Origin of the sequence: Actinocorallia populi, from assembly GCF_002995495.1 — a bacterium.
In the GTDB taxonomy this organism is placed as follows: Bacteria; Actinomycetota; Actinomycetes; order Streptosporangiales; family Streptosporangiaceae; genus Actinocorallia; species Actinocorallia populi.
Genome location: NZ_PVZV01000004.1, coordinates 408,750 through 422,302 on the forward strand (window position 1 = coordinate 408,750; position 13,553 = coordinate 422,302).

Here is a 13,553-nt window from a genome sequence, read left to right on the forward strand (position 1 = left end):
TTCAGCCGCCCTTTCCGAGGACGGGGAGGGCGGCCGAACGCCGCGCCTCCCGTGGCGTCGTGCCGTAGCGGTGACGGAAGGCGGTGCTCAGCGCGCTGGGTGAGGAGAACCCCGCGGCGTAGGCGAGGTCGGTGATCGGGAGGTGGGCGTGCGAGGGGTCCTGCAGGAGGCGGCGGGCCAGCCGCAGCCGCTCCTCGCGGATCAGGTCGCGCGGCGTGGTGCCGGCGTGCTGCAGGGCGAGCTGGATCTGGCGCAGGGACCAGCCGAGGTCCAGCGCGATCGTCGTGCCGTTCAGGTCGGGGTCGGCGGCGTGGGCGCGGACGTACCGGCGGACGAGAGCGGAGAGCTCCGCCAGGCGGGCGGGCGCGTCGGACCGCTCGTCGCCGGTCGAGATCAGGCACAGCAGCTCCACCAGCCGGTCGCAGGCCGCGTCGAACTGGGGCCCGGTCAGCGTGTGGCGTTCGCGGGCCAGGCCCTTCAGCAGGTCGGCGACGACGCGCCCCAGCCCGACGCGCAGGTTCAGCTGCAGGGCCGGCGGCGTGGAGCGTCCGAGCGGCTCGTCCACCTGCCGGGCGGGGATGGTCAGCACGAGCCCGTGCGTGTCGGACGCCTGCCTGAGCTCCAGCGGCTCGGCGAGGGTGACGAGGGCGCCGGTGCCGGGCGTCAGCCGGCTCCACCGGTCGTGCTGGCGCACCGTCATCCCGCCGGCGAACGGGATGACGAGGCGGTAGTCCTCGTCGGGCGCGCGGCGGATGTGCGCGGGGGTGCGCAGGTAGGAGATCGCGTCGGAGCGGAACTCGACGAGCTGGTAGGCCGCGCTGCGCTGGTGGACGGTCGTCCCGCTGAAGCCGGGACCGGAGAACCGGTAGTCCAGGTCGCACTGGTGGGCGGTGATGTGCTCCCGCCAGAACTCAGCGCGCTCGCGCGGGGGCAACTCGTCGGTGGAGGCGCGCTCGACCGTGTAGACGTTCCAGGGCACTGCTCGTGCACCCTCCAGACACCGCGCACGCGCACGGCACCGCGCATGCGAACTTTTGACCGTACTTCCCCCGACGGTTTCGGCAGATTAGTACAAAACGCCATGACAACCGGGCGGTTTGTACTGCGTTCGGGGAAAAGTTCTCTGCGCGTGACCACAAGTGCGCAGGAAGCCGGGGTTCTACTGTCTCTAATCCCACGTGTCCCGGACATTACTGAGAGTGACAGCAGTCAGATGGAGCACCTGTCCCTCCTCGCGTTCGTCTGCGCGAGCATCGCCTTCTTCGCCGTCTCGCTGGTGCTCGTGCGCCAGCGGCGGCTGACCGCGCGGCTGGAGGAGGAGAGCGCACTGCTGGCGGCCAAGCTGACCGCGCGCGACCAGGCGTTGAACCACCTGGTCGCGGTCGGCCTCCCCCAGGTGATGGCCTCTCCCGGCCACCCGCCCGCCGCGCCCCACCGCGGGCTGCTGCACCAGACCGACTTCGCCCGCGACCTCGACGCCGTCACCGGCATGTTCGCCTCCGCCGCGGACGGGATCAGGTCGCACGCCGACAAGTCCGCCAAGGGCACGCTCCGCACGATGATGCGCACCGTGCAGAGCCTCGCCAACGAGCAGCAGGTCGTCATCACCGAGATGCAGCGGCGGCACGACGACCCGGCGGTGCTGGAGGACCTGCTGCGCATCGACCACATGAACGCCCAGCTCGGCCGGCGCGTGCAGGCCACCGCGGTGCTGTGCGGCTCATGGCCGGGCCTGCAGCGCCAGGCGTCGTCGCTCGACGACGTGGTGCGCGGGGCGACCTCCCGCATCCGCGACTACCTGCGGATCAAGATCTACGCCGAGCCGAACGTCGCGGTGGTCAGCCGCGCGGTCGAGCCGGTCGTGCTGGCCGTCGCCGAACTGCTCGACAACGCCGCCCGGCACTCCCAGCCCAGCACCCCGGTCGAGGTGAACTTCCAGACCACCCACAACGGCCTGGCCATCATGATCGACGACGCGGGCGTCGCGATGGACGCCGAGGAGCTCCAGCACGCGGCCGAGCTGCTGGACGGGCGGCGGTCCGTGGACGTCCACCGGCTCGGCGACCCGCCGCAGATCGGGTTCGCCGCCATCGGCGTCCTGGCCGCCCGCTACGGCTTCCGGGTCTCGGTCGACAGCCGCTCCCCGTACGGAGGGGTGCGCGCCGTGGTGTTCCTGCCGTCGGAGCTGCTGACCGCGGTCACCCGGGAGGCGCCGCCCCGCTTCGAGGCCGTGCCGGCCGCACCGGTGCTGACCTCGGGGGGCCTGCCCAAACGGCGGCGGCAGGAGGCCGGCGAGGCCGGCGAACCCGTGGTCTCCCTTTCCGCGCCCGCCGAGCCCGCCCGGCCCGAACCCTCCCGGCAGAAGGCCGCGGGCCTGGGGGCCTGGCAGCGCGGCACCCGGTCCGGCCGGGCCGGCTCCCCGTCCGCAAGCGAAGAGAAGGACCAGCGTTGACAGAGGTCACGAACAACAAGCTCGGCTGGATGCTGGACGACGCGCTGCGCATGCCGGAGACGCGCTACGCCATCCTGCTGTCGGCCGACGGGCTTCTCATCGCGCACTCCGAGGGCATCCCCCGCGACGACGCCGAACGGCAGGCCGCCGGGATGTCCGGGCTGCAGTCGCTCGCCCGCAGCACCGCCGAGTTCTGCGGCGACCCCGACACCGTCTGGCACCAGACGGTGAACGAGTTCGAGAACGGCTACGTCTTCCTGGTCGCCGCGGGCATGAACGCCTACCTGGCGGTGTCGGCGGGACCGGCCGTCGACATGGAGGCGGTCTCCTACCGGCTGCAGGAGCTCGTCCAGCGGCTGGGCAAGGAGCTGATGAGCCCGGCCCGCCAGGGCGGCGCCTCCGCATGAGACCGCCCGAACGCCCACTCGTCCGCCTGCACGTCGTGACGGGCGGCCGGGCGCACCCCAGCCGCAACGTGTTCGACCTGGTCACCCTGGTGGCCGTCGCGCGTCCCGCCACCACCGGGCTCACCCCCGAGCAGCGCCGCGTCATGGAGCTGTGCCGGGGCGGGGCCCTGTCGGTCGCCGAGATCGCCGGCCACCTCCGGCTGCCCGTGACCATCACCAAGGTCCTGCTCTCGGACCTCGTGGACAGCGGCCACCTCGTCGTCCGCTCTCCCGCGCCGTCGCAGCGGCCCTCGGCCGGTCTTCTCCAGGAGGTGCTGGATGGGCTCCGCGCTCGCCTCTGACGGGCTGTACCTCGGCGCGTCGGTGAAGACCGCCGTGAAGATCCTGGTCGTCGGGCACTTCGCGGTCGGCAAGACGACGTTCGTCGGCACGCTGTCGGAGATCCGCCCGCTGCGCACCGAGGAGCGCATGACCAGGGCCGGCGAGCTCGTCGACGACCTGGCCGGCGTCGAGGACAAGACCACGACGACCGTGGCGATGGACTTCGGCCGCCTCACGCTCACCGAGCAGCTCGTGCTGTACCTCTTCGGCGCGCCCGGACAGCAGCGCTTCACGCAGCTGTGGCACGACCTGTCCCTGGGCGCGCTGGGAGCGCTCGTCCTGGTGGACACCAACCGCCTCGAGATGTCCTTCGAGGTGGTGAACCTGCTCGAACAGCGCGGCCTGCCGTACGCGGTGGCCGTCAACCAGTTCGACGGGGCGCCCTCCTACCCGCTGGAGGAGATCCGCGAGGCGCTCGACCTGCTCCCCACCACCCCCCTGCTCCTCTGCGACGCGCGCGACCACGACTCGTCGGTGCGGGCGCTGATCGCGCTGGTCGACCACCTGATCTCCCTCGAACGGGACCCCGCATGAACACCGAACCGGACCAGGAGCGCGTCAAGCTCTACGACGCGCAGTTCGCCGCCGACCCGGGAGGCGTCTACGAGACGCTGCGCGCCCGCTACGGCAACTACGCCCCCGCCGAACTGGCGCCCGGGGTGCCCGTGACGGTCGTCCTGGGCTACGACGCGGCGCTGGAGGTGCTGCGGGACCCCGTCACCTTCCCCAAGGACCCGCGCCGCTGGGAGCGGACGATGCCCGCGGAGTGCCCGGTGCGCCCGGTCATGGGGTACCGGCCCGGCGTCCTGTACAGCGACGGCGCCGAGCACTCCCGGTTCCGCAAGACGATCACCGACACGTTCGAGCGGGCCGACGCCGTCTCGCTGCGCGAGTACGTCGAGCAGAGCGCCGACCTCCTCATCGACCGGTTCGCCGAGGAGGGCGAGGCCGACCTGGCCGCCCAGTACAGCGCGCAGCTCCCGCTGCTGGTGTTCAACCGGTTCTTCGGCTGCCCGCCGGACATCGGCGACCGGCTCGTCCAGGGCCTGCTCGGCGTGGCCGAGCTGGTCGACCCCGGGCAGGCCATGGCGACGTTCAACCAGGCCGCGCTGGAGCTCGCCCGGCTCAAGCGGGTGCAGCCCGCCTCCGACATCGTCTCGTGGATGGCCGAGCACCCGGCGAACCTCACCGACGAGGAGCTGGCCGACCAGATCGGCCTGCTCATGGCCACCGGCACCGCGCCGGTGCACGACCTCGTCGCCAACGCGCTGCGGCTGCTGCTGTCGGACGAGCGGTTCGCCGGCGACCTGTCCGGCGGGAGCCTGCCCATCGAGGACGCCCTGGACGAGGTGTTGTGGACCGACCCGCCCATCGCGAACTTCGGGTTCACCTACCCGGTGCGCAACGTGGAGCGCGAGGGCCACGTCATGCCCGCCGACCAGCCGGTGGCCATCGCCTACAAGGCGGTCAACACCGACCCGTCCAAGTGGAGCGCCCACCGGACCGGCAACCGCGCCCACCTGGCCTTCAGCGCGGGACCGCACACCTGCCCGGCCAAGGGCCCGGCCCGGATCATCGCCACGATCGCCCTCGAGAAGCTCCTGGACCGGCTGCCCGACCTCGACCTGGCCGTCTCCGCCGACAAGATCCAGTGGCGTCCCGGCCCCTTCCACCGCTCGATGGCGGGCCTGCCCGTGCGGTTCACGCCCGTCCCCGTCCTGACGCCCACCCCGGAACCGGACCACCCGCCCGCCAGGGCCCTCGCCCCCGTCCCGCGGCAGCCGGTCGCGCCGCCCCCGGCGCCCTCGTCCTTCTGGGCGCGCGTGGCCGCCTGGTGGCGGGCCTGACCCGCGCTTGACGTCCGCCGCCGCTTTCTTGAGCGGCGGCGGTCGCGTTTCTCCTTCACACGTGCCCCTGTTCCGTGAGCCGTACGGGCTTGTGCGGCTAACGTTGTTAGCCTAGAGTTCAGGCTAACAACGTTAGCCTGATGGAGGCCGCGATGTGGAAAATGGTGCTGGGCGGAGTGGTCGTCCTGCTGGTCGTCGTCGCCCTGGGGTCGTACGGATGGACACGGCTGCGGCCGCACGAGATCCGCACCGAGATCGAGATCGAGGCGTCGCCCGAGCGGATCTGGGCGGTGCTCACCGACCAGCGGGCCTACCCCGAGTGGAACCCGTTCCTGGTGAGCTCGACGGGTGAGCTGCGCGAGGGCGGACGGCTGGCCAACGAGATCTCCAACAACGGCGGCACCATGAAGTTCGAACCGCGGGTCCTGGTGGTGGAGCCGGGACGGGAACTGCGCTGGATCGGCAACTTCGTGTTCCCCGGGCTGGCGGACGGTGAACACTACTTCCTCATCGAGCCGGCCGGTGCCGGGCGCAGCCGGTTCGTGCAGGGCGAGCGGTTCACCGGGGCGCTCGTGCCCGTCGCGGGCAGCGCGCTGGACGTCGAGGACGGGTTCAAGGCGATGAACGCGGCACTGAAGACGCGAGTGGAGACAATGACCGGATGAGCACAGCACAACCGGCGCTCTCCCCGCTGACCCCCCGGGCCGTCGAGATCGTCTCGGCCGCCCGGGTCCTGCTGGAGGAGAGGGGCGCGGAGGCACTGACCATGCGGGAGATCGCCGCGAGCCTGGGCATCCGCGCCGCCTCCCTCTACAAGCACTTCCCGGACAAGGCGGCGGTCGAGGCCGCGCTGATCGAGCGGGGCCTCGCCGAACTGGGGGCCGTCCTGTACTGCGCGCTGGCGGAGCCCGGACCGGTGGCCGCGGTGCTGCGCGCCTACCGCGAGCACGCGCTGGGCGCCCCGCACCTGTACCGCCTGGCCACCGCCGAGCCCCTGGCCCGCGACCGCCTGGCGCCGGGCCTGGAGGAATGGTCGGGGACGCCCTTCTTCCTGGCCGCCGGCGACCCCCACCGCGCCCAGGCCCTGTGGGCCTTCGCCCACGGCATGGTGATCCTCGAGCTGGACGGCCGCTTCCTCCCGGACTCCGACCTGGACCGCACCTGGGCCGAAGGCGCCCGCGCCTTCGCCGGCGGGTCATGAGGCCGGGTAGCCCCAGGTCCGGGTGATGGGCAGGAGGAGCTCGGGGATCTCCTCGGGGGAGGGCAGGGGGCGGCCCGGCTGGACGCGGCCGGTGGTGATCTTCTCGCGCCAGTCGCCGATGCCCTTGGCGATCTCGCCGTGGTCGTGGGCGCCGTACTCCAGCATCGCGGCGTCCCAGGGGACGCCGAGCGCCGCGCAGAGGCGGCGGGTCTCGGCCTCCGGGTCGGCGACCAGGTCCTCGTAGCGCAGGGTGGGGCCGGACAGCCCGCGGCGGGCGCGCTGCAGAGCCTTCATGTAGTGCAGGGTCCGCTCCACGGCCAGGTCGAAGGGCCGGTTCTCCGGGTCGGCCTCGTGCCAGGAGCGGGCGATCGACAGCGGGTGGCGGATGAGGAAGACGAACCGGGCGTCGGGCCAGCACTTCCTGATGCGCTGCCAGACGAAGACGTTGCTCGGCGTCTTCTCCACCAGGACCCGCTTGCCGCTCCTGGCGAGCTCGCGGTGCAGCACCCTGTCCCACAGGAGGTGCTCCAGGTCCGTCCGGCGGTGCCCGCACGCCTCCATCGCCTGGCGCACCGGAGGGGTCCGGAACTCCACGCCCAGCCTGCGGACGTGCGTCTCGTGCGGGGCGTGGACCAGCGGGTGGCTGTCCAGCATGAGCCGCAGCAGGGTCGAGCCCGACCGCACCGACGAGAGCAGGAACACCGGGGCCCGCAGCAGCCGGTCGTGCTCGGGATCCGCGGGCGGCCTGGGGACGTCGTGCTCGGTCCTGGGCCGCGGGGCGGCGACCCTGCGCAGCTCGTACCCCGTGCGCTGCGCCACGGTGGCGCGGACCTTCTGCTTCCAGCTCACCCGGCCAACCTAGGCAGCCTCCGTGAACGGACGGCTGCCATCCGGCGAACAGCGGGAGCCCGGCGCGGCTCCCGCGCCTCTGCGGTCAGGCGGCGGAGGCCGTCCAGTCGATGCGGTGCCCGTAGACCTCCCGGACCTGCCGTCCGGAAGCGGCGGACCTGAGGACCACCGGCAGGAACGCCTCGAGGAGGACCCGCCCGACGGGGCCCGGAGCCTTGCTGGAGTTGACGCGCGCCGCGGCCTTGACGATGCGCTCGACGCGGGGCCGGCGGAGCCGCTCGAAGCGGGCGAGAGGGTCGTTCGGGACGTCACGCAGGCAGCGGGCCAGCTCCACGGCGTCCTCGACGGCCAGCGACGCGCCCTGCCCCGAACTGGGGGAGGGCGCGTGCGCGGCGTCCCCGACGACGACCATGCGGCCCCGCTGCCAGTGCGGCAGGTGGGGGAGCAGGTGCAGGGGACTCGCCGTCATCACGTCCGAGGGGTCGGTGGCCTCCAGGATCCGCACGGCGGGACCCGCGTCGCGTGCGAAGAGCCCCTTCAGCCGCTCCAGCCAGGCGTCCGCGGAGATCCCTTCCAGCTCGCTCCGGGCAGGCTCGTGCTTGCACGGCACGTTGGCGAACCACCAGACCTCCCCGTCGGGGGAGAGCACGTAGCCGAAGAACGCCTTGCGGCCGAAGACCATGACGTAGGAGCCGGGCTCGGCGTCCGCCTTCACCCCGCGGGCGTGGCCGCCGAGGTTGAGCAACCCCCCGTACGAGGGGGAGGGCGCCTTCGGGTCGATGATCCGCCGGACGGTCGAGTGCACCCCGTCGGCGCCGACGAGCAGGTCGGCGGACGCCTCGGTGCCGTCCGCGAACACCGCCGTGACGCCGTCACCGGTGTCGCGGGCCTCGACCAGGCGCTTGCCGTGTTCGAACCGCACGCCCTGGCCGAGCGCCTCGTCGCGGACCGCCCGGTACAGGTCGGAGCGCCGCAGGGTGCGGCTGACGGGGTCGGCCGCGCTGATCCGGCTGACGCCCAGCTCCTTGCCGCCGCCGCCGCGCAGCAGGATTCCCGGCGTGGGGAAGCCGGCCTCCAGCGCACGGGCGTCCGCGCCGAGGATCTCCAGGGCGGCCAGCCCGTTGGATCCGAGGGTGAGGAAGACGCCGGCGCCGTCGGCGGTGCCGGGGCGCGCCTCGTGGACGGACGCCTCGACGCCGGCCTTCCGCAAGGCCATCGCCGCCGCGGGTCCGGCGATGCCGCCGCCGATGACCAGGGCCGTTCGCGCTCGGTTCATGGATCCTGCCTTTCGTGGAACCGGGCCCATTCCGCGGCCCAGCCGTCCTCCGGGTCGGTGATCTGCGCGATGAGCCGTTCGGTGAAGGCGCGGTCGGCCGCCAGCAGCGCCAGCCGGTACTCCTCCTCGACGGAGAACAGCGGGTGCACCCCCAGGGCGGAGGCCCCGTCGACCAGGTCGCGCGTCTGCGCGATCCGCCCGTCGAGCCGCTCCAGCCTGCGCCGCAGCAGCCCGACCGCCTCGTCGGGGTGCAGCGCGCCGATCAGCGAGAGCGCCGCCACGAACTGCGGGTACTCGTGCTGGGGCTCCTCGACGAGCCCGCACAGCCAGTCGCGTTGCTCCCTCCTGCCCTCCTCGGTGAGCGCGTAGACGGTCCGCTCGGGGCGCTGCCCCTCCCGGGTCGTCTCCTGCGCGGCGATGAAACCGGCCCTGGCCAGCTGCTGGACCACCATGTACAGCGATCCGTGGTTGAACCTGATGCTGCGCCCGTCGTCGTTGTCCCGCAGCATCCGGCTCAGCTCGTACGGATGCCGGGGGCCCTGGACGAGGTACGACAGCACCGCCAACGCCAGCAGGTTCGAGACCTTGCGCTTCTTCGCCCTGTTCTCCTTCACGGCGTCATCGTATTCACTATCGACTATCCGAGGTTGATTAGTCAATGCTGACTATTTCGGCCGCGCCCCCTCCGCCAGGACGGCGAACAGGGCGTCCCGGTCCAGGCCGGTGGTGATGAACGTGCGGGTGCCCGAGCCCGGACGGGCGGCCCAGCCGCCGGGCTCGCGGGTGATCTCCGCCTCGGCCCACACGGCGATGGACGGGTCGATGGCGGCGCAGGCCGCGGTCGGGTCGTGCAGCAGTTTGCCGCCGGGGCGGCGGCGCAGGTACAGGTCCATGCCCTGCCAGATGAGGGCGAGTCCCGCGGTGGCGTCCCGGTGGGGCTCCAGGCGCTCGTGGAAGGCGCGGTCGTAGCGCACGCCGTGCGTGACGTTCTTGGAGACGAGCTCGCGCCGGGTGATCGGTGCGCCGGGCGCCAGCGCCGCCAGGGCGGCCGTCGGTTCGCCGTTGAAGTTGAAGGTGGGGCAGGCGGTCAGCCCGTCGAACTTGGCGAGCCTGCGCTCCGGCGGGACCACCGGGTCTCCGGCGAAACCGCCCTGAGCCACCCACCGGGCCAGCCGCACCGGACGCCCGCACTCCAGCAGGAGGCGCAGGTTGCGCAGCGGGCCGCCGGTCAGCAGCGTCGTTCCGGGATGCGCGGCCAGCACCGGGAGCAGGACCTCCGGGACGTCCCCGTCGGGACGGTCCGCCGGCCAGCCGCCGAGCCAGCGCCGGTGGAAGCCCGAGACGTGCTCCCTGTTCGTGCCGGGGTCCCTCGCCCCCACGGGGACGTCATCGCGGCCCAGCAGGCGCAGCACGTGTCGGACCAGGCCGACCTGCCCGGGGGAGCCGGGCGTCACCGTCACGGCGCGCAGCCGCACCCGCGGATGGCACGCCGTCAGGCACAGGGTCAGGACGTCGTCGGGATCCTGGGTCTCCAGGTCGAAGCAGAGGTCGAGCATCGCGGTCCCCTCGTCGGCGGCGGGGGACGGGCGGAACGACGGTAGAGGCCTTCCTCCCCCGCGCGCAACGCCTTTCGGCGCGGCGCGCGGGGGAGGCGGGGTCAGCTTTCCGGACGCGCGTCGGGGTGCGCCGCGACGAACCGGTCGTACACCTCGTCGGCGATCTTGCCGCGGCCGACCTCGATGCCCTGCTCGGTCGCCCAGGTGCGCACGTCGGTGTTGGTGTAGCCCTGGAGCCGCGGTGCGGGGTCGGCGGCGCTCTTGCGCGCGCGTCCGGCCTGCTTGACCACTGCGGCCCTCTCGACGAACGGGGCGAGTTCGGCCAGCAGCTCACCGAGCTTCTTGAAGTTGGCGTCCCCCAGGTCGATGGCGTACTTGCCGCCGCCGACCTCGAACTCCCGGCGCGTCACGTCGTCGCCGTCGTACCCGTCGATGTCGTCCACAACGATGGTCTTGGTTGCCACTGAGTGTCTGCTCCTCATCTCTTGCCGGAGCAGGAGCATAAGGGTTCGGCGCGACTCATGCGGCGCATCCGCCTCCCGCCGGTCCTCGGCCCTCCCTCGTCCGTTGATACCCCTGGGGGTATTTTGAGGTCGGCGCGACCGTCGGCTACGGTGAGGAATATACCCCCTGGGGTATCCAAGGAACCTGTACCCGGCCGGCGAGGAGGCCTCTCTGTGACGAACATGACCAATGAACTGCAGGTCAAGGAACTCCGGGAACGGCTGGCGGGGCCCAACCCGCCACGCCTCCTGGACGTCCGGACGCCGGGGGAGTTCGCCACCGCGCACATCCCCGGTTCCCGCAATGTCCCCCTGGACACGCTGCGTGAGCACTGCGAGGAGCTCCGCCGCGGCCCTGGGGAGACGGTGTTCGTCTGCCGCTCCGGCGCCCGCGCCGCGCAGGCGGCGAAGATCCTCGCCGCGGCGGGACCGGCCCGTGGCGCCGTCCTGGCAGGCGGGATCCTCGCGTGGGAGGTCGCGGGCGCGCCGGTCGACCGGGGCGAGCGGCAGCGCTGGGATCTGGAGCGCCAGGTCCGGCTCGCCGCCGGGTCGATCGTGCTGGCCGGGGTGCTGGGCAGCGCGGCGATTCCCGGTCTGAAGTGGGTGTCGGCCTTCGTCGGGGCCGGGCTGGTGTTCGCCGCCCTCACGAACACCTGCGCGATGGGCATGCTGCTGGCGAAGCTGCCCTACAACCGCGTCCCGGACCGGACCTCCTGTCCGGCCGAGCGGAAGCCCGCGTCATGACCCTGGGGATCACGCTCGCCGCGGCGGTGCTCATCGGCGTCGTGCTGGGACTGCTGGGCGGAGGAGGCTCGATCCTCACCACCCCGGTGCTGGTCTACCTGGCCGGCGTCGACGCCAGGACCGCGATCGCGATGTCGCTGTTCGTCGTGGGGGCGACGAGCGTGGCGGGGGTGATCCCGCACGCCCGTGCCGGCCGGGTGCGCTGGCGGACCGGAGCCGTCTTCGGCGCGGCGGGCATGGTCGGCGCCTACGCGGGAGGCAGGCTCGCGGCGTTCGTCCCGGCGGACGTCCTGCTGATCGCCTTCGGGATCATGATGGCCGTCACCGCGGCCGCCATGCTGCGCGGGGGCGGGAACCCGGAGCCGGGCGGCCGCCGCGCGGACCGGCCCCTCCCCAGGATCCTGCTGGAGGGCGGGGCGGTCGGCCTGGTCACCGGCCTGGTCGGCGCGGGCGGCGGCTTCCTGGTGGTACCGGCCCTGGCCCTGCTGGGCGGGCTGCCGATGCCGGTCGCCGTCGGCACGTCCCTGCTGGTCATCGCGATGAAGTCCTTCGCGGGGCTTGCCGGCTACCTGCAGACCGTCTCCATCGACTGGCCGCTGACCCTGGCCGTCTCCGCCGTCGCGATCACCGGCAGCCTCCTGGGCTCCCGGCTCTCCGGGATGGTCGACCCCGACCGCCTCCGCCAGGCCTTCGGCTGGTTCGTGATCGTCATGTCCGGCTACGTCCTCGGCCGGGAAGTCCCTCCGGGAGTGCAGCCCCTCTTCCTGGGAGCCGTCGCCCTGGCCGCCGCCACCGCGGCCGTCGCCCTGATCGTCCGGCGGACCCGGACCGCCGTCCAGAACACCCTCGTAAAGGATCCCGGGACAAGGGAGCCGAAGGAGACACGGATGTACTTCGCACAGCACTACCTGGACTGCCTGTCCCAGGCGTCCTACCTGATCGGAGACCGCGAGACCGGGCGGGCCGTCGTCGTCGACCCCCGCCGCGACGTCTCCGACTACCTCGACGACGCCGAGGCCAACGGCCTGCACATCGAGGGCGTCATCAACACCCACTTCCACGCCGACTTCCTCTCCGGCCACCTGGAGCTGGCGGCCCGCACCGGCGCCTGGATCGGCTACGGCTCCCGCGCCGAGGCGGAGTTCCCGATCCGCAAGCTGCACGACCACGAGCGCATCAGCCTCGGCGACGTCACCCTGGAGATCCTGGAGACCCCGGGCCACACCCCCGAGTCGGTCAGCGTCCTGGTCTTCGAACACCGCGACGACACCGTCCCCTACGGCGTCCTGACCGGTGACGCCCTGTTCATCGGCGACGTCGGCCGCCCCGACCTGCTGGCCTCCGTCGGCGTCACCGCCGAGGAGCTGGGCCGGATGCTCTACGACAGCGTCCAGCGCAGGCTGATGGCGCTGCCGGACCAGACCCGGCTCTTCCCGGCGCACGGCGCGGGCTCGGCCTGCGGCAAGAACCTGTCGACCGAACTGCAGTCCACCATCGGCGCGCAGCGGCTGAGCAACTACGCCTGCGCCCCGATGGACGAGCAGGAGTTCATCGACATCGTCACCGAAGGCCAGCCCGCGGCCCCCGGCTACTTCGCCCACGACGCGATCCTCAACCGCAAGGAGCGGGAGCTGCTGAGAGTCGAGGAGCACCTGAAGGAGCTGTCCCTGGCCGACGCGCTGGCCCGCCGGGACGCCGGAGCGGTGCTCGTCGACGCCCGCGACCCCCAGGAGTTCGCCGCCGGGCACCTGGTCGGCTCGATCAACGTCCCCGCCGACGGCCGGTTCGCCGAGCAGGCCGGCATGGTCGTCGAACCGGGCCGGGAGATCGTGGTGATCGCCCCGGAAGGCCGTGAGGAGGAGGTCGTCGTCAGACTGGCCCGGATCGGCCTGGACGACACCGCCGGCTACCTGGCCGACCCCGAGGCCGCCCTGGTCTCGGCGCCCGAACAGGCCGCCAAGGCCGAGCGGGTCACCTTCGCCGAACTGCGCGAGGCACTGGCGAGCCCCGAGCCGCCGCTGCTGATCGACGTCCGCAACACCGGCGAACTGGCGGACGGAAGGATCGAGGGCTCGCTCCACATCCCGCTGGCGGAACTGCCGAAGCGGCTGGAAGAGATCCCCGCCGACCGCAGGGTCGTCGTCCACTGCGCCGGAGGCGCCCGCTCCTCGGTCGCCGCGAGCCTGCTGCGCAGGGCCGCCCGCACCGAGGTCGCCGACCTGCTCGGCGGCTACACCGCCTGGGCCGCCGCCCGCACCCCGGCGGACGCCTGACCCACCCCGCCCCGCCCCGCCCGGAGCTTCCGGGCGGGGTGCTTTCGTCTTCTTCGGCGGCTAC

15 protein-coding genes are annotated in these 13,553 nt (G+C 72.7%); 9 read left to right on the forward strand and 6 right to left on the reverse strand.

The genetic code is table 11. The annotated features are described in order from the left end of the window. Nucleotide 1: 1 nt before the first annotated feature. On the reverse strand, nt 2–979 hold the full coding sequence (locus C2865_RS18615; RefSeq protein ID WP_106399752.1) for a helix-turn-helix domain-containing protein: 978 nt from the start codon (nt 977–979) through the stop codon (nt 2–4). 234 nt (nt 980–1,213) lie between these two features. Between C2865_RS18615 and C2865_RS18620 the strand changes: the two genes are divergently transcribed. From C2865_RS18620 to C2865_RS18650, 7 genes are all read left to right on the forward strand, one after another. Next, on the forward strand, nt 1,214–2,452 hold the full coding sequence (locus C2865_RS18620) for an ATP-binding protein (protein WP_106399753.1): 1,239 nt from the start codon (nt 1,214–1,216) through the stop codon (nt 2,450–2,452). Beyond that, nucleotides 2,449–2,859: a roadblock/LC7 domain-containing protein gene (locus tag C2865_RS18625; RefSeq protein WP_106399754.1), complete on the forward strand. Its 411-nt coding sequence runs from the start codon at nt 2,449–2,451 to the stop codon at nt 2,857–2,859. The genes C2865_RS18620 and C2865_RS18625 overlap by 4 nt, the downstream gene beginning before the upstream one ends. Then, nucleotides 2,856–3,200, forward strand: a complete 345-nt coding sequence (locus C2865_RS18630) for a DUF742 domain-containing protein (protein ID WP_106399755.1) — start codon at nt 2,856–2,858, stop codon at nt 3,198–3,200. The genes C2865_RS18625 and C2865_RS18630 overlap by 4 nt, the downstream gene beginning before the upstream one ends. Beyond that, complete coding sequence (locus C2865_RS18635) at nt 3,178–3,774, forward strand: GTP-binding protein (protein WP_106399756.1); 597 nt, start codon at nt 3,178–3,180, stop codon at nt 3,772–3,774. Before C2865_RS18630 ends, C2865_RS18635 begins: the two co-directional genes overlap by 23 nt. Further along, nucleotides 3,771–5,087 (forward strand): cytochrome P450 family protein, encoded by a 1,317-nt coding sequence (locus tag C2865_RS18640; protein WP_106399757.1) that lies wholly within the window; start codon nt 3,771–3,773, stop codon nt 5,085–5,087. The genes C2865_RS18635 and C2865_RS18640 overlap by 4 nt, the downstream gene beginning before the upstream one ends. 140 nt (nt 5,088–5,227) lie before the next feature. Then, the gene (locus C2865_RS18645; RefSeq protein ID WP_232835693.1) at nt 5,228–5,752 is read left to right on the forward strand and encodes an SRPBCC domain-containing protein; all 525 of its coding nucleotides are present in this window, start codon (nt 5,228–5,230) and stop codon (nt 5,750–5,752) included. Beyond that, entirely contained in the window at nt 5,749–6,288 is a 540-nt protein-coding gene (locus tag C2865_RS18650; protein ID WP_106399759.1) for a TetR/AcrR family transcriptional regulator, read from the forward strand. Before C2865_RS18645 ends, C2865_RS18650 begins: the two co-directional genes overlap by 4 nt. On the opposite strand, the gene C2865_RS18655 is transcribed toward C2865_RS18650, so the two are convergent. The 5 genes from C2865_RS18655 to C2865_RS18675 all read right to left on the reverse strand — a co-directional run bounded on the left by C2865_RS18655 (nt 6,283) and on the right by C2865_RS18675 (nt 10,433). Then, nucleotides 6,283–7,137 carry a sulfotransferase family protein gene (locus C2865_RS18655; protein WP_106399760.1) on the reverse strand — a complete coding sequence of 285 codons (855 nt, stop codon included), beginning with the start codon at nt 7,135–7,137 and terminating at the stop codon, nt 6,283–6,285. The genes C2865_RS18650 and C2865_RS18655 overlap by 6 nt on opposite strands. 85 nt (nt 7,138–7,222) lie before the next feature. Further along, nucleotides 7,223–8,413: an FAD-dependent monooxygenase gene (locus tag C2865_RS18660; protein ID WP_106399761.1), complete on the reverse strand. Its 1,191-nt coding sequence runs from the start codon at nt 8,411–8,413 to the stop codon at nt 7,223–7,225. Further along, the gene (locus C2865_RS18665; RefSeq protein WP_106399762.1) at nt 8,410–9,027 is read right to left on the reverse strand and encodes a PadR family transcriptional regulator; all 618 of its coding nucleotides are present in this window, start codon (nt 9,025–9,027) and stop codon (nt 8,410–8,412) included. The genes C2865_RS18660 and C2865_RS18665 overlap by 4 nt, the downstream gene beginning before the upstream one ends. 51 nt (nt 9,028–9,078) lie before the next feature. Then, nucleotides 9,079–9,969, reverse strand: a complete 891-nt coding sequence (locus C2865_RS18670; RefSeq protein WP_106399763.1) for a nucleoside hydrolase — start codon at nt 9,967–9,969, stop codon at nt 9,079–9,081. Between the two features lie 101 nt (nt 9,970–10,070). Continuing rightward, a complete protein-coding gene (locus tag C2865_RS18675; RefSeq protein ID WP_106399764.1) occupies nt 10,071–10,433 on the reverse strand; it encodes an Lsr2 dimerization domain-containing protein in 363 nt (120 codons plus the stop codon). A 222-nt stretch (nt 10,434–10,655) separates the two neighbouring features. Here C2865_RS18675 and C2865_RS18680 point away from each other — a divergent pair, with 222 nt between their 5' ends. Then, nucleotides 10,656–11,216 carry a rhodanese-like domain-containing protein gene (locus C2865_RS18680; RefSeq protein ID WP_106400056.1) on the forward strand — a complete coding sequence of 187 codons (561 nt, stop codon included), beginning with the start codon at nt 10,656–10,658 and terminating at the stop codon, nt 11,214–11,216. Further along, complete coding sequence (locus C2865_RS41745; protein ID WP_106399765.1) at nt 11,213–13,489, forward strand: TSUP family transporter; 2,277 nt, start codon at nt 11,213–11,215, stop codon at nt 13,487–13,489. The genes C2865_RS18680 and C2865_RS41745 overlap by 4 nt, the downstream gene beginning before the upstream one ends. The last annotated feature ends 64 nt before the right edge of the window (nt 13,490–13,553 follow it).